This window comes from Desulfotruncus arcticus DSM 17038, assembly GCF_900113335.1.
GTDB lineage: Bacteria > Bacillota > Desulfotomaculia > Desulfotomaculales > Desulfallaceae > Desulfotruncus > Desulfotruncus arcticus.
The window spans coordinates 167,035-182,784 of record NZ_FOOX01000008.1 but is presented as its reverse complement, the minus strand read 5'-3'; the positions used below and the strand labels follow the sequence as shown (position 1 = coordinate 182,784).

Annotated in this window: 11 protein-coding genes; 10 read left to right on the top strand and 1 reads right to left on the bottom strand. The window is 52.4% G+C overall.

What is annotated here, in order from left to right; genetic code table 11:
* The first annotated feature begins 51 nt into the window (after nt 1-51).
* From BM056_RS12395 to BM056_RS12360, 8 genes are all read left to right on the top strand, one after another.
* Entirely contained in the window at nt 52-357 is a 306-nt protein-coding gene (locus BM056_RS12395) for a (2Fe-2S)-binding protein (RefSeq protein WP_092471726.1), read from the top strand.
* On the top strand, nt 354-1,433 hold the full coding sequence (locus BM056_RS12390; protein WP_092471725.1) for an NAD(P)/FAD-dependent oxidoreductase: 1,080 nt from the start codon (nt 354-356) through the stop codon (nt 1,431-1,433). The genes BM056_RS12395 and BM056_RS12390 overlap by 4 nt, the downstream gene beginning before the upstream one ends.
* Nucleotides 1,434-1,450: 17 nt before the next feature.
* On the top strand, nt 1,451-1,945 hold the full coding sequence (locus tag BM056_RS12385) for a 4Fe-4S binding protein (protein WP_092471724.1): 495 nt from the start codon (nt 1,451-1,453) through the stop codon (nt 1,943-1,945).
* A complete protein-coding gene (locus tag BM056_RS12380) occupies nt 1,946-2,263 on the top strand; it encodes a (2Fe-2S)-binding protein (protein ID WP_092471723.1) in 318 nt (105 codons plus the stop codon).
* Nucleotides 2,256-3,404: an NAD(P)/FAD-dependent oxidoreductase gene (locus BM056_RS12375; protein ID WP_092471722.1), complete on the top strand. Its 1,149-nt coding sequence runs from the start codon at nt 2,256-2,258 to the stop codon at nt 3,402-3,404. Before BM056_RS12380 ends, BM056_RS12375 begins: the two co-directional genes overlap by 8 nt.
* 144 nt (nt 3,405-3,548) lie before the next feature.
* Nucleotides 3,549-5,180, top strand: coding sequence for an L-glutamate gamma-semialdehyde dehydrogenase (pruA, locus tag BM056_RS12370; RefSeq protein WP_092471721.1), 1,632 nt, complete (start codon nt 3,549-3,551; stop codon nt 5,178-5,180).
* A 150-nt stretch (nt 5,181-5,330) separates the two neighbouring features.
* Nucleotides 5,331-6,932, top strand: a complete 1,602-nt coding sequence (locus BM056_RS12365; RefSeq protein ID WP_092471720.1) for an exo-beta-N-acetylmuramidase NamZ domain-containing protein — start codon at nt 5,331-5,333, stop codon at nt 6,930-6,932.
* 274 nt (nt 6,933-7,206) lie between these two features.
* Nucleotides 7,207-7,461: a hypothetical protein gene (locus tag BM056_RS12360; protein ID WP_092471719.1), complete on the top strand. Its 255-nt coding sequence runs from the start codon at nt 7,207-7,209 to the stop codon at nt 7,459-7,461.
* Nucleotides 7,462-7,668: 207 nt separating this feature from the next.
* Here BM056_RS12360 and BM056_RS12355 read toward each other — a convergent pair whose 3' ends face one another.
* The gene (locus BM056_RS12355) at nt 7,669-8,004 is read right to left on the bottom strand and encodes a LysM peptidoglycan-binding domain-containing protein (protein WP_092471718.1); all 336 of its coding nucleotides are present in this window, start codon (nt 8,002-8,004) and stop codon (nt 7,669-7,671) included.
* 90 nt (nt 8,005-8,094) lie between these two features.
* Here BM056_RS12355 and addB point away from each other — a divergent pair, with 90 nt between their 5' ends.
* Nucleotides 8,095-11,703, top strand: coding sequence for a helicase-exonuclease AddAB subunit AddB (gene addB, locus BM056_RS12350; protein WP_092471717.1), 3,609 nt, complete (start codon nt 8,095-8,097; stop codon nt 11,701-11,703).
* A complete protein-coding gene (locus BM056_RS12345; RefSeq protein WP_165613504.1) occupies nt 11,678-15,637 on the top strand; it encodes a UvrD-helicase domain-containing protein in 3,960 nt (1,319 codons plus the stop codon). The genes addB and BM056_RS12345 overlap by 26 nt, the downstream gene beginning before the upstream one ends.
* Nucleotides 15,638-15,750 lie beyond the last annotated feature (113 nt).

Sequence of the window (15,750 nt, the reverse complement as noted above, 5' to 3'; positions counted from 1 at the left end):
ACTGAATTTTTGTTACTTCCGGAGCGTTGAAAATAAGGAGGTAAGGGCTTAATGCGGGTAACAGAACATCCCATTTTAAATTTTCAGAAGGGCGCAAAGGTAAAGTTTTTCTACAATGATCAGGAACTGGAAGGTTATGAAGGTGAAACCATTGCCGCCGCATTGCATGCCAACGGCATTCGGGCAATGCGGGAGAGTATTCACTTGCACCGTCCCAGGGGACTTTTTTGCAACATAGGCAATTGCTCATCCTGTCTGATGGTGGTTGACGGGAAACCCAATGTTCGGGTATGCGTGGAAAAATTACGCGCAGGTATCCGTGTGCAAACCCAGAGAGGGAAGGGTGAATTGAAGTGAGACAAACAGAAATATGCATCGTCGGGGGTGGGCCCGCAGGGTTAACTGCAGCTTTAAAAGCCGCCGCCCTGGGCGCGGCCGTGACTTTAATCGACCGTAATGACTACCTGGGCGGTCAATTAATTAAGCAAACGCACCGCTTTTTCGGGTCAAAGCAGCAGCGGGCCTCGGAGCGGGGCATCAATATCGCGCGGGAACTGGCCGCCGCCGTGCAAAATGAAGAAAAAATCACGGTGTTAACTGATGCCACCGTCCTCGGTTATTACAAAGACGGCGTTCTCACTGTTGAACAAAACGAGCAGTACATAAAAATAAAGCCCCAAAAAATAATCATGGCTACCGGCGGGGCGGAGAAAAGTCTGGCCTTCCCCAATAATGATTTGCCCGGTGTTTACGGGGCCGGTGCCGTGCAAACCCTGGTTAACGTTTACGGCGTAAAGCCGGGGAGTAAAGTTTTAATGGTCGGGGCCGGCAACATTGGCGTAATAGTTAGCTACCAGCTGCTGCAGGCGGGGGTGGAAGTGGCCGCAATAATTGAAGCAGCCCCCGTGATTGGCGCCTATTGGGTGCATGCCTCCAAGGTTGTGCGGGCCGGGGTGCCGATATACACCAGCCATACAATCAAGCGCGCCCGGGGAGAAAAGGAAGTTGAAGGCGCCACCATTGTGCAATTGGACGATAAGTGGCAGCCCGTTTCGGGCTCTGAAAAAGATTTGGACGTAGATGTAATCTGCTTGTCTGTCGGTTTAAGCCCGCTTACCGAGCTGTTGTGGCAGGCGGGATGCCGGATGGAGTTTGTGCCTGAGCTAAGCGGGCACGTACCTCTGCGAAACGAGCAGTTGGAAACTTCCGTGCCGGGCATATATGTGGCCGGTGATGTAAGTGGTATTGAAGAAGCGTCCGCGGCGATGATGGAGGGAGCGCTGGCAGGCTTGAACGCCGCCAAAGCGCTGGGCTATGATGCGCCGGATTTTGACCGGCAGCGCGCCGGTATTGTCCAAGAATTGGCAGGATTAAGATCAGGCCCGGTGGGCGAAAAAATACGCAATGGATTAGCCAAAGTGAGCCTGGCTTAAAGAAGGGAGGAATCGTGGTGTTAGCACAAAACGGTATACCCACCGCAGAGGATTTGGCCCGGGTAAGGCCCACCGCGGCAAGGTTGGCCCAAGGGCCCGTGGCTGTGACGGAATGTTTTCAAAATATACCCTGTGACCCTTGTTACCACAGCTGTAAGCGCCAGGCCATCAAACCCTTTGCCGATATAAATGACCGGCCGCAGGTCGACCATGATCAATGCAACGGCTGCGGCATGTGCCTGATGCGCTGTCCCGGTTTGGCTATTTTTGTCATTGATCAGACCTATAGCGAAACTGAGGCACTGGTAAAACTGCCTTATGAATTTCTGCCGCTGCCTGCTGCAGGTGAAGTGGTGGATGCTGTGAACCGGGCCGGAAAAGTAATGGGGGAAGCCCGGGTTGAAAAGGTGCAGAGTGGCGCAAAGCTGGATGGCACCAGTGTTGTTTGGTTGTCCGTACCCAAAGACTTGTCCATGGAAGTACGCCATTTCAAAATTAGGGAGGTGCGGTAGATGACAGAATGTAACTGCAGCAGTCCAAAAGAGCACAAGGAACAAAAAGACGTAACTGTTGTCTGCCGTTGTGAAGATATTACTCTGGAACAAATCCGCGCTTATATAGGCAAAGGTATAACTGACCTGGAACAGTTAAAAAGATTGTTGCGCGTGGGTATGGGACCCTGCCAGGGGCGTACTTGCACGCCGCTGATTATGCGGGAAATAGCTGCCGCTGCAGGTAAGCCCCTGGCCGAGGTGCCGCTTACCACATTCCGTCCCCCAACTGCCCCTGTCAAGCTGGGAGTCCTGGCCGGAGGTGAGCAGGATGACTAAGACTGCTGATGCAATAGTTATTGGTGGAGGGATTATTGGCTGTTCCACTGCCTATAACCTGGCTAAACTGGGCTGTAAAAAGGTTGTGCTTATTGAGGAAAAGTATCTGGCCAGTGGAGCCACCGGCCGCTGCGGGGCCGGGGTGCGCATGCAATGGGGCACCGAGCCCAACTGCCTGTTGTCCCGTGACAGTATTCATATGTTTGAAAACCTGGAAGAGGAATTGGGCTACAGCGACAGCATAGAATTTAAACAAAGCGGTTACCTGTTGCTGGCCTATAACGAAAAAGCTGTTGAGCAATTTCATAAAAATCTTGGCCTGCAGCACAAATTGGGTATTCCGTCCCGCTGGGTAACCCCGGAAGAAGCCGGGGAATTAGTACCGCATCTTAATTTGCAGGGGCTGCATGGCGCAACTTTCTGTGCCCAGGACGGTCACTGCAATCCTTTTAAGGCGACGGACGCCTATGCTGTGGCGGCCAAACGACTGGGTGTCGAAATTCTGACATATACCAGGGTGACCAATCTTTTAAAGGACGGAGATAATATAAAAGGGGTCGAGACAACCGCCGGAACTATTGAAGCGCCTATGGTTATTAGCTGCGCCGGCTCATATACCAGAGAACTGGGCCGCATGGTGGGGGTGGATATTCCTGTTCATCCGGAGCGCCACCAAATATTGGTTACCGAGCCGGTAGAACCGCTGCAGGGCCCGATGGTAATGTCCTTTTATCACGGCATCTACTGCCAGCAGGTGCCGCACGGCGGGTTTGTAATGGGCCTGGGCGATCCCAATGAAGTTAAAGATTACAATACTGATTCCACCTGGCATTTTATGCAGGAAATGGCCGCCAAAATTACTTTTATCCTGCCGGTGTTAAAAGAACTGCGCGTAGTGCGCCAGTGGGCCGGTCTTTATGATTTAACCCCGGATAAAACGCAAATTCTCGGGGCGGTGGCTGAAGTGCCCGGTTTCTTCGTCGCCGCCGGTTTTTCAGGTCACGGTTTTATGATTGCGCCGGTGGTGGGCAAGTTGATGGCCGAAGTCATGCTGGGTAAGGAACCTGATTACCCCATAGATATGTATGGTTTTCAACGATTTGCCAGCGGCGATTTATATGTAGAACCGTCGGTGGTATAGTTAGTAAACAGGAGTCAGGAGTCAGAATAAGAGAACACGCTCCTTAAAATGAAAATCCCCCTACCAAGAATTTAAACAAAGCCTTGTTTGGTCCATCCCGGCAACCGCCGGGAGACTATATTAATATAATGGAGGTAAGATAGTATGAGTAAAGGTTTTTTCAAAATTGAAATGCCAGGTAACGAACCGGTCCATGAATATAGACTCGAAAGTGAGAATCAAATTAATTTAAAAAATAAACTGGTTGAGCTTAAAAAAGAGGTAATTGAAATTCCTCTTATTATAGGGGGAAAAGAGGTAAAAACCGGAATATTGAAAGATTGTGTTAGTCCGCATAACCACCAGCATGTCCTTGCCAGGTACCATGTTGCAGGTGAGAAAGAGCTGAAAATGGCTATAGAAGCCTCATTAGAAGCCAAAAAAATGTGGCAAAACATGAAATGGGAGCATAGAGCGGCTATATTTTTAAAGGCAGCAGATTTATTGGCCGGACCATGGAGAGACACAATAAATGCCGCAACAATGTTAGGGCAGAGTAAAACAGCGCATCAAGCAGAGATTGATTCCGCTTGCGAACTAATTGACTTTTTAAGGTTTAATATTTATTTTGCACAAGAAATATATAAAGAACAGCCTATTTCCAAAAATTATGAATGGAATAGATTAGAGTATAGACCCCTGGAAGGATTTGTATTAGCAATTACACCATTTAATTTCACTGCTATCGGAGGAAATTTGCCCACAGCGCCCGCCATGTTAGGTAACGTAGTCAACTGGAAGCCGGCTTCTACAGCTGTATATTCAAATTATTATTTTATGAAACTGCTGCAGGAAGCGGGACTGCCGGACGGAGTAATTAATTTTATACCCAGTAACGGAAAAGATATTAACACAACAGTAATACCCGATGAAAATCTAGCCGGTATTCATTTCACAGGGTCATCACAAGTATTTGATACTATATGGAAATCCGTAGGAGAAAATATTAGCAAGTATAGAAATTATCCTAGAATTGTTGGAGAAACAGGTGGCAAGGATTTTGTTTTTGCGCATAATTCATGTGATGTAGATGCTTTGGCTGCAGGATTAATCAGGGGGGCGTATGAATATCAAGGACAAAAATGTTCAGCCGCGTCAAGAGCTTATGTGCCCCAAAGTATATGGCCGGAATTAAAAGATAAACTAATAAATGACATTAAAGACATAAAAATTGGAGACGTTGAAGATTTTTCAAATTACGTGAGCGCTGTTATTGATAGAGAATCCTTTGAAAAAATTAAAGGGTATATTAAATATGCAGAGGCGGCAGAAGATGCAGAGATAATTTATGGTGGTAAATGTGATGATACTATTGGATATTTTATTGAGCCGACAATTATTTTGGCAAGTAACCCCAAGTTTAAAACCATGGAAGAAGAAATATTTGGACCTGTATTAACAATTTATGTATATAATGATGATAATTTTGAGCAAACCTTGCAGCTATGTGAGGAAACGTCACCTTACGGATTGACTGGTGCAATATTTGCGCAAGATAGAAATATCATAGCTTATATGGAAGAAAAATTATATTACAATGCCGGTAATCTATATATTAATGATAAGCCGACGGGATCGGTAGTAGGTCAGCAGCCATTTGGTGGATCCAGAAAATCAGGGACAAATGATAAGGCAGGCAGTAAATTAAATTTGTTACGCTGGGTAAGCGCCAGAACTATAAAGGAAAGCTTAAATCCACCTAAATCCTATAAATATGGTTTCATGCAAGAAAAATAACTATTATATACTCTAACTCATCCGCCGGAAGTCCCCGCCCCGAGCTTTGTCAAGGGGCGGGGCTTTGGTATTATTAATGATCTAATGGAACTTTCTTTTAAATATTGCGTCTTATTTAATAGATCAAATAATTAACGGGGGAGAGAAGTTATGAAAAAAGTACTGTTGACCCTGTTGTCCGCTGTCATGCTGCTGGTATGTTCCGGTGTTGCCGGCGCGGCCCCGGCTTCAGGGTTTAAACTGGGGGACGAAATGCTAATGACCAGCCCCCAATACCATCAGCTTATTGAGGGTAAGAAGATTGGTTTGGTGACCAACCAGACCGGTGTTAACAGCCGGGGGGAAAGCACAATTGACGTACTGGCCGGAGATAGTTCAACTAATTTGGTGGCGCTTTTCGGACCGGAACACGGCATTGACGGCAAAGCCAGCGCCGGCGAGTATGTTACGTCATACACCCACCCGCGGTTTGGCATACCGGTCTACAGTCTGTATGGATCTACCAGAATGCCGTCGGCAGATATGCTGCAGGGTTTGGATGTACTGGTTTTTGATATTCAGGACATTGGCTCCAGGACCTATACATATATGTCTACCTTAAATTATTGCATGGTTGCGGCGCAAAAATACGGTAAGCAGGTTATTGTGTTGGACCGTCCCAATCCTGTCGGTGGAAATATTGTTGACGGGCCCGTGTTGGAGGAAGGTTATGAAACCTTTGTCGGGGTGGATAATCTGCCTATGGCCCATGGGATGACCGCCGGCGAACTGGCCCAATACTATAACAGAAATATCGGTGCGGATCTGGCTGTAGTGCCGATGCAGGGCTACGACAGAAACATGACTTTTGAAGAGACGGGGCTGACCTGGGTACAAACCTCTCCAATGCTGCCCGATTTGTATTCAGCCCGCTGTTATATGGCGACGGGACTGGGGGAAGGAACGGGAGTCGGCCAGCAGGATTATTTTAAGTGGATTGGCGGCAGTGGTATAGATCCCCAGAAATTTGCCGACTTGCTGAACGGAGCAGGTCTGCCCGGAGTGCAATTTATTCCTGAGCAAAGAAACCAGCGGGGCGGAGTCCGGTTAAATATAACAGACCCCGGAACCTTTAACCCTGCCAGAACCGGGTTCTACGCACTGGCCTACGCCCATTCGTTAAATAACTTCCAGGTTCCTAAAAGCGTCGAGGGTAAGGACAGGGTGATGTTTGACAAAATCATGGGCACAAATAAGATCGGCCTGTACCTGGAGCAGGGTTTGACGCCCCAGCAAATAGAGGCCAAGTATACACCCGCTTTGAACCAGTTTAAAGAAGAAAGAAAAAAATATCTGATTTACGGAACGGATAATTCTTCAGGCACCGGGGACGTGGTCGGAAATATTGCCGGAAATATTTCCGGCAATATTGTAATTAAAGTAAACGGTTCACCTATTACTTTTGATTCACCGCCTTATGTTGACCAAAACAACCGGACTGTGATTCCCTTGCGGGCAGTCACTGAAGCACTCGGGGCGGAAGTAAATTGGGATGATGCCGCCAGAACGGCGACAATTGTCAAATCAGGAATCAGGGTGGTTTTTGAACTCGGCAGCCAACAGACCACGGTTAACGGCAGCGAGATGATTATGGACACTGAGCCGGTGTTGAAAAACAACCGGATTATGATTCCTTTTCGCTATGTCGGTGAATATTTGGGGGCAAAGGTTGACTGGATTGCGGACACCCGGACTGTAACCGTGGATTATTAAGCTAAGATTGCTCCCTTATTTCGTTACACCCTTCTGCGGTTAATAACGGCTTGCTGTGTCAATATGTCGGAGGCTTGAATAGTATGACGTATTTAGATATAAGGGAGATATGTGGCAATGAGTTTAATGATACTGGCTCTTATCGTTGCTTTTTTTAAAAGAAAATTTGTGAGATTTGTGAGTGCCCGATAAAGGCACTTTTTCTTTTTAGGGGTTGCGATTTGCCTAAATTGGGTGTATTTTATGTTTAAAAGTGCACAGGAGGAAATCAAGGATGAAACATACAACAAATACAAGAATTATCTTTGCAGATTCCTTGGACGAGGCCAAAAAGCAGTACTTGTCCCTGGATATAAAAACCGAGGACCCCAATGCGGTTTTGGAATGCTACAAGGCAACCGATGAGGAGGATTTTGAACTGGACTCGGATTTTAATTTCGTCGGTGAAATTTCGGTATCCCCCGAGGTGATGGAGACAATCCGCCAGGATCCGGAAAGGGCTTACGTTTTATACTATTTGGAGGGCTAGCTGCAGGCGTCCCGGAGATTTACGTTTCAGATTAATTCAAAAAGCCACCCATATCCCGGGGTGGCTTATACTATTTAATTAGAATTTAGTATTCAGTAGTCAGAATTCAGTAGAGATTTATTGCATTCAGTTGAATTGCATCCTAAAATTATTCTGACTCCTGACTCCTGACTCCTGACTCCTGACTCCTGACTCCTGACTCCTGCTTTATTCCGGCAGGCAGATGGTTTGGTTTTCCTGCAGATTGGAGGGGTCTATATTGGGGTTTAACTCTAATAATCTAGCGACGGTGGTTCCTATTGATTGGGCAATTAGATGTAGCGTGTCGCCCGGGGCTACAATCCAATAAATCCCTGAAGCACAAGCAACTTCGGGAAGGCAGATCATTTGCCCCACCTGCAGGTTCAGAGGGTCGATGCCGGGATTGAGCCTTGTCAGTATATCCAACGTTGTACCCGTTTCTCGTGCAATGGTGTACAAGGTATCTCCGGGTTTGACGCTTCTGTAGCGCCCGGAAACACATGGAACTTGCTTGGAAGCCATCTTTAACTCACCCCGTTTGGCTGTTCATCCTTATATTTTATGAGCTAAATTTGGATTTAGTACTTTTATCTAATTGCAAGGGGGATAATTATGACCCTGCGTTTGTTATTGGGGCGTGCGGGAGTTGGCAAGACCCGCCGCTGCCTGGATGAGATTTTTGCCGGGCTGCGGGAGAATCCGCTGGGACCGCCGCTGGTTTTTATCGTCCCGGCCCAGGAGACTTTCTCAATGGAACGGGAACTGGCTCAGTTTGGCGGGAGCATGCGGGCCCAGGTCTACAGCTTTCGCCGTTTTGCGCACCGGGTGCTGCGGGAAACCGGTGGCGCCGCGCTGCTCCCGGTTAGTGAACTGGGGCGCAGGATGATGCTTAAAGGTGTTTTGCTGGAGGAAAAAGGCAGTTTGGAAATGATGGGCGCGCTGCAAAACCGGCCCGGCTTTCTGGCGTCTCTTTCCGAACTGGTGGGTGAGGTAAAAACCTGCCGGCTATCCCCGGAGGATTTAATCGGGGCAGCCGGGCGGGAAGCCGGACAACTGGGTATGAAGCTAAGGGACTTCAGCCTGGTTTTTCACCGGATCAATGAAAAACTGGCTGATAAATATACCGATCCGGATGATTACTTGAACCTGCTGGCCGGGCAAATACCGGGCGCGGCTTTGTTGGAGGGGTGCCGGGTATGGGTAGACGGGTTTAATTCTTTTAGCCCCCAGGAATACGAGGTGATCAAGGCGCTGCTCCAAAAGTCAAAGGAGCTTACCCTGACACTGTGCCTGGATGAGGCTTCCACCAAAAGGCGCCTGCCGGAGAATCACCCTTTTGTCAAGCCCGGGGAAACCTGTCACAGGCTCTGCCGCCTGGCCCGCGCTGCCGGTGCGGCGGTGGAAACCGTTTATTTGGCTCCCGGTGTCAATTGGCGTTTTAAGGACGCGCCGGAACTCGCCTACCTGGAGAAAAATTTCTTCACCTACCCGGTGCATGCTTACAAAGAGCGGCTTAACCGGATTTTTCTCGCTGCCGCGGTCAATACCCGGGCCGAAGTGGAAGGCATAGCCAGAAAAGTTCGCAGGCTAATGCGGGACGGTGGCCTGCGTCCCCGCAGAATTATGGTTGCGGTAAGGGACATTAATGTTTACTTCCCTTTGTTGCAGCGGGTTTTTGAGGATTACGAAATCCCCTTTTTTATAGATCACAGGCAAAGCGTAATGCACCATCCGTTGGTTGAACTGTTGAGGTCGGCGGCGGAAGTCTGGCAGTCGGGCTGGACTTATGATCCCGTGTTTCGGTATTTAAAAACCGGGCTGGCGCCGTTGAGCCGGGATGAAACAGACCGGTTGGAAAACTATGTGCTGGCGGCGGGAATCAGGGGGAGCAAATGGTATAGCGAAGAACCCTGGCGGTATGTGCCCGGACGTAGCTGGCTGGAAGAGCAACCGGCAGAGGATCTCCCGCCGGAACTGGCTGAAATGGACGCTATGCGCCGGAGGGCGGTAAAGGAATTAAGGGCCGCCCAGCTAAAGGTGCGGGATGCGGCTTCCGGCCGGCCGGGCCGCATGACGGGGCGGGACTGGTCCCGTGTTTTGGTGGAGCTATGTTTGGAGCTTGGTATTCCGTGGCGGATGGATCAATGGAGCAGGGCTGCTTTTGATGCGGGCCGTCCCGAACTGACGCGCCAGCACCTTCAGGTCTGGCGGCTGGTCAACGGGCTGCTGGATGAACTGGCCGAAGTGCTGGGCCATGACAGGCTGACCATGGCCGAGTGGGGCGCGGTGCTTGACGCGGGCTTTGAGGCGCTGAGCCTGAGTATGATTCCACCCGGGCTGGATGCGGTAACCATAGGCAGCCTGGATCGCTCCCGTCCCCCGCGCGATGTGGCAGCTCTTTTTATCCCGGGGCTTTCCGAGGGTGTTTTGCCGGCTGCCATTCGTAAATACGGTGTCTTCACCGAGCGGGAGCGGGAGCTGCTGGCCGATCGCCTGGCCGCAAAAGAGCTGGAGCTGCCGCCGGGGACCAGGGACAGCCTGTACCAGGAGCAATTTCTGGTGTACCGGGCGCTTACCCGCACCGGCGGCGCGCTTTATTTAAGCTACCCCCTGGGCGACGATGAAGGCAGGGCCGCTTCCCCTTCAATGGTCATCAGGCGGGTCCGGGAACTTTTCCCCTGGCTGGAAGCCGAATTAATGCCGACAGACCCTCCCGGAGGTTGGGCTGACCTGGATTTTATGGAGCACCCGGCGGGACTGCTGCCCCGCCTTGCGCTGCGCTGGCGGGAAGCGGCCTGGGGACATCAGATTCACCCGGCGTGGTGGAGGCTGTACAACCTGCTGGCTGCAAAGGCCGAGTGGCGGCCCAAAATGAAGCTGCTGGTTAACAGTCTGTCCGGCAGAAACACAGAAGCTCCGTTGGGCGAGGACCTGTCGCTTGGTTTATGGAGCCGCGGCAATCGTAAACAAAAATATTTTACCAGCAGCGTTTCGCGCCTGGAACGGTTCGTCCGGTGTCCCTTTGCGCACTTTTTAGCCCACGGGCTGCAGCTCGAAGAAAGGGCTGTCTACCGGCTGGCGCCTCCTGATACCGGCCAGCTCTACCACGAGGCTTTGCGAATTTTTGTGGAAAAGGTAACCGATGCCGGAGCCCACTGGGATCAACTGGACGACGAACAGGTTAAAGGTATTTGCACCGAAATTGTAGATACTCTGGCCCCACGCCTGCAGGGCAAGATTTTATTGAGCAGCGCCCGTATGCACCGGCAAAAAGACCGTCTGCTGGAGCGTTTAAACGACACTGCTCTGGCCATGACCAGGCAGATGAGGGAGAGTAACTTTCGCCCCGCGGCCTTGGAAGTATATTTCGGGCCGCAGGGAAAAATTCCGGCGGAAGCCGGGGGGATAACCGGCCCGGCGCCTTTGGGGCCTGAGCTGCTGCTGCCGTCGCTGGAAGTGGAGCTTGCCGGCGGGGTGAAGCTAACCTTAAGCGGGCGCATCGACAGGGTGGATCTGGGGCCGGGCCGGGAAGGCTATTATTTGCGGATTATCGATTACAAGTCCGGACCGGAAAAGCTTGAGCTGCCCCGGGTGCTGGCGGGGGCCCAGCTTCAGCTGCTGGTGTATTTGCAGGTGGCCCTGGAATACTTTGCGGCGGTTTGTGCCCGCGCCGGGCAGATAGTTGAACCTGCAGGGGCATTTTACCTGAGAGTGCAGCGCCCCATTTTAAACCTGTCTGTTCCGGATGTGCCTCTTCCTCAATTAGAACGGGAATGGTTGAAACAATTTAAATTAAACGGTTTGCTGGTTGACTGCGGAGCTGAACTGTACCGGCTGTTGGATCAAGGGTTGGCGCCGGGCTGCTCCTCGCTGCTGGTGCCCGCCTCATTAAACAAGGACGGCGGTATTTCCGGCCGCAGTGCGGCTTCGGTATATACACCGGGAGAGTTTCAGTGGCTGCTGGATGCCCTGGGGCAGCTGCTGAAAATTATCGGGCAGGACATAGCCGCCGGGCGGGTTGATATCGCCCCGCTAAAAGTGGGTAAGGCCGGGGCCTGTGATTTTTGCGTCTATGGTTCGGTTTGCCGGTTTGATTTATGGCTGCCGGAAAACCGGTTTCGCAGTTTAAACCTTGATGCCAAGGAACTCAGGCGCCGCGTACAATATGAAGTCGGACGAAAAGGGGGTGCCTGCTTTGACTTCTATTCGCTGGACCGGTGAGCAGCGCAAAGCGATAGAGACTCGGAACGGAAACCTGCTGGTTTCAGCTGCCGCCGGCTCCGGCAAGACTGCCGTGCTGGTGGAGAGAATCATCCAAATGCTGTTGGACCGGCAAAATCCGGTGGATTTGGACAGGTTATTGGTGGTTACTTTTACCGATGCCGCCGCGGGGGAAATGCGCCACAGGGTTGGTGCGGCTTTGGCCGGGGCCCTGCAGGAGCAGCCGGACAGCGAGCTGCTGCAGCGGCAGCTGTTCCTGGTGCCCCGGGCCAATATCGGGACGCTTCATTCCTTCTGCAGTGAGGTCATCAGGAGCCACTTTTACCTTTTGAAGCTGGACCCGGGTTTTCGGGTCATGGATGAAAATGAAGCCGCTATGCTGCGCGTTGAAATTATTGAGGCGATGCTGGAGGAATGTTACGAAGAGCACCGGGATGCACCACCGGAATCGCCGTTTTTGCAGCTGGCCCGGACCATGGCCGGACGGCATGGAGACGACCGTGAGCTGGTTCAGCTGATTCTCCGCCTGTATGAGTTTGCCCACAGCATGCCCCGTCCGGGGGCGTGGCTCAACAGTGTGGCCGCCATGCTGGAGCAGTCCGTTGCCCGGTCCTGGGAAGAACAAGCCTGGGTCAAGGACTGGCGGGACATGCTGCGCCTGGAATTTGAAAACTGGCGGGATGATCTGGAGCAGGCTTTAAGGCTGGCAGACGGGCCGGGCGGGCCGTCCGGTTATACAGCAAGGCTGGCGGAGGATGCTGCCGGGGTGTGTGAGGTGCTGCAGCTGCTGGACGGGCCGTTTGATGGGCTTAAAAGTGCTCTGGAAAGGCTGACCAACTGGTCTGCGTTGCCCAGGGCGCGTAAAGGGGAGTCGCAGGAAGAAATTAAGAAGAAAGTCCAGGAGCTGCGGGACGGGGTTAAAAAAAGGTCGGCCGCCATATATAAAGATTGTTTTAGCCGTTCCACCGGCGATATGCTCGGTGATCTACTGCGGGCCGCTCCTCTGGTGCGGGCACTGGTGGATTTAACCCTGCGTTTTAAAAAAGCATACCTGAATAAAAAATTGGACCGGGCCGTGGTGGATTTTTCCGATCTTGAACATTTGGCCCTGGCGGTTTTAGCCCAAAACGCCGAAGAATCCAATTGGGGGGCGGAGCCGCTTGACGACCCTGCCGCTCCGCTGCTGCCGTCCGGCGTGGCCCTGGAGTACCGGGAGTATTTCAGCGAGGTGCTGGTCGACGAATACCAGGATATCAACGGAGTCCAGGAAGCTGTGCTGCGTCTGGTAGCCCGGGGGGACAACCGTTTTCTGGTGGGGGATGTAAAACAAAGCATCTACAGGTTCCGGCTGGCCGACCCCACGGTATTTCTCGGCTATTATCACAGTTTTGGCAGTATTGATGATCAAGCCGCAGGCGGGGGAGCAGGTTTGCGCCTGGACCTGCGCTCAAACTTTCGCAGCCGCCCGGAAATACTAAATACTGTTAATTACCTGTTTGGCAGGTTAATGAATGAGCAAGTGGCTGAGCTGGCCTATGATGACCGGGCCCGCCTGAACCCCGGTGCAGGCAGTCCCGGCGGAGACAGCGGGAAAAAGAACTGTGGCGAAAATGCGGGTGAAGGGGGAGGAAAAGCGTCAGGAAAAGAAGAAGAGGAATCCCCGGTAGAGTTTCACCTGCTGGAACATTACGGGCAGCCTGACAGCGGCATGGGTGAGGAAAGCGCGGAAGCTGAGGATGCTGCAGCTGAAACGGAGGCTTTGGATGATCTGGACCTGGTGCGGCTGGAAGCGCGCTGGGTGGCGGACCGTATTAACCGAATGGTGCGGGAAGGCGGTGCCGGCGGCTTGCGGCAGGTCACCTGGCGGGATATAGTGGTTTTAATGAGATCGCCCAGAGGCCGGGCCGGAATCTATCTTGAAGAGTTCCGCCGGTCCGGTATTCCTGCCTACGCGGACGGCGGCGGGGGGTATTTCGACGCGCCGGAAGTGCAAACCGTAATTGCCTTACTGCAGATTATCGATAACCCGGTCCGTGATATACCTCTGGCGGCGGTGCTGCGATCCCCGATCGTCGGTCTGGATGCCGCCCGGCTGGCGCAAATCCGTTTGGCCTGCCCCCGGGGAGATTTCTATAGTGCGGTGAGGCAGGTTGCTTCCGGGGCCGGTGAGGTTGACCGGGAATTAATGCATGATTTAAAACGTTTTCTGGAGCGGCTTGATGGCTGGCGGGATCTGGCGTCCCGCATATCCCCGGCCGAACTACTGGAAGAGCTGTACCGCCAGACGGGCTACTGTGACCTGGTTGGGGCCATGCCCGGCGGGGCCGCGCGTCAGGCCAACTTGAGAGCGCTGGTGGACCGGGCCAGGCGGTTTGAAGGGACTGTCTACCGTGGATTGTTCCGGTTCCTCCGTTTTGTGGAGCAGGTTCGGGAAACCGGCGGCGACATGGATGCGGCCCGTTCCCTGGGTGAAAATGAAGATGTGGTCCGTCTGATGAGCGTACACAGGTCCAAGGGGCTTGAATTTCCGGTGGTGGTGGTTGCGGGATTGGGGCGGGGCTTCAATTTTATGGATTTGCGCCGGAACCCGCTGCTGCACCGCCGCCTGGGGTGCGGGCCGGTAATAGTGGACCTGGAGCGGGGAATTAAGTATCCCACGGTATTGCAAAGGGTAATTAAGCAGCGCATGCGGCTTGAGACGCTGGCGGAGGAAATGCGCCTCCTCTATGTGGCCCTGACCCGGGCCAGGGAAAAGTTAATTATAACCGCGGCCATTAAAGATCTGGACAAAGCGGTGCAGGAATGGGACAGGCGCGGCCTGGCCGCTCCGGCAGAAGGCCCTTTGAGCGCCCCGCTGCTGGCTGGCGCCAAAACACCGGTGGGCTGGCTGGGACCGGCTCTGTGGAGCCATGCAGCCATGAGCCCGGTAATGAACCAAATGTTAAGCCAACCGCATGAGACTGCCGGGGCCGGTACCTGTGACTGGAGGGTTTTTCTGTGGCCGGCTGTCGCACTAAAATATTTGCGGGAGACTGATCAAGCCGGAGACGAACCGGAGTCGGAAACGTGGCTGGAATTCCTGCGGCGCCTTGAGCCGCTGCCTGAGGAATGGCTGCGGCAGCAAGAGGAAAGCTGGTCCGGGGAGAACAAAGAGCTGCTTGGCGCCGGGGAATTGCACGACCGGCTGTTATGGATGTATCCTCACCTTGAGCTGGCCGGACTGCCAACTAAAGTAACAGTTACGGAATGGCGGCACAGGCAGGAAGAATTGGAAGAAGATTCAATGGAAGCGGAACCCGGAATAGCGTTGCCCCTCCCGGGCCGGGAGACCCCGGATGCAACCGGTGCGGCGGAGCTGCCGCCCGGCTTTAACCTGCCGGCGTTTTATACGGGCAGCGGGTTTGACGGCGCGGAAAAAGGCCGGGTGGCGCACCTGATTATGCAGAACCTGTCGTTGGACCGGCCCCTGGATCAAGCCGGAATAGAACAACAGCTGGAAAGCATGGTTAACCGGAAAATAATCAGCGCCGGGCAGCGCGGGCTGGTGCCGGTGGGGCAGATAGCTCGATTTTTTAAAACCCCGCTGGGGCTCAGGTTAATCAATGCGGCAGGGGCAGGGCGTTTGTGGCGTGAAGTGCCTTTTACCACGGGAATTGAAGCCGCTGAGCTGTATCCGGATCAGGCGGGAAAAATCCCGGCAGGAGAAATTATTTTGCTGCAGGGTGTTATTGATTGCCTGCTCGTAGAAAAGGACGGCCTGGTTGTCATCGATTACAAAACCGACAGGCTGTCAGAAAATCAAATTGAAGAGGCTGCAAACAGATATAAAGTTCAGTTGGAGCTTTATGCCCGGGCAGCCGGCTCCATTGCCGGTGCGCCGGTGCTGGAAAAATATTTGCATTTTTTCTCCATAAATAAGGCTGTCTTATTGTAATATTTGTCATTATATGATAAACATTGAGAATAATAGATCAGGAGACAGAAGTTCGTAAGATAACGTAGTAGTTTTAGTATCATCTTTTAATCTTCTGAATTCTGACTCCTGAC

Bases quoted from the DNA above. Each gene is read 5' to 3' on its own strand.
- addB (WP_092471717.1), top strand. From the start codon at position 8,095: ATGACCCTGCGTTTGTTATTGGGGCGTGCGGGAGTTGGCAAGACCCGC.
- pruA (WP_092471721.1), top strand. From the start codon at position 3,549: ATGAGTAAAGGTTTTTTCAAAATTGAAATGCCAGGTAACGAACCGGTC.
- BM056_RS12375 (WP_092471722.1), top strand. From the start codon at position 2,256: ATGACTAAGACTGCTGATGCAATAGTTATTGGTGGAGGGATTATTGGC.
- BM056_RS12395 (WP_092471726.1), top strand. From the start codon at position 52: ATGCGGGTAACAGAACATCCCATTTTAAATTTTCAGAAGGGCGCAAAG.
- BM056_RS12365 (WP_092471720.1), top strand. From the start codon at position 5,331: ATGAAAAAAGTACTGTTGACCCTGTTGTCCGCTGTCATGCTGCTGGTA.
- BM056_RS12380 (WP_092471723.1), top strand. From the start codon at position 1,946: ATGACAGAATGTAACTGCAGCAGTCCAAAAGAGCACAAGGAACAAAAA.
- BM056_RS12355 (WP_092471718.1), bottom strand. From the start codon at position 8,004: ATGGCTTCCAAGCAAGTTCCATGTGTTTCCGGGCGCTACAGAAGCGTC.
- BM056_RS12360 (WP_092471719.1), top strand. From the start codon at position 7,207: ATGAAACATACAACAAATACAAGAATTATCTTTGCAGATTCCTTGGAC.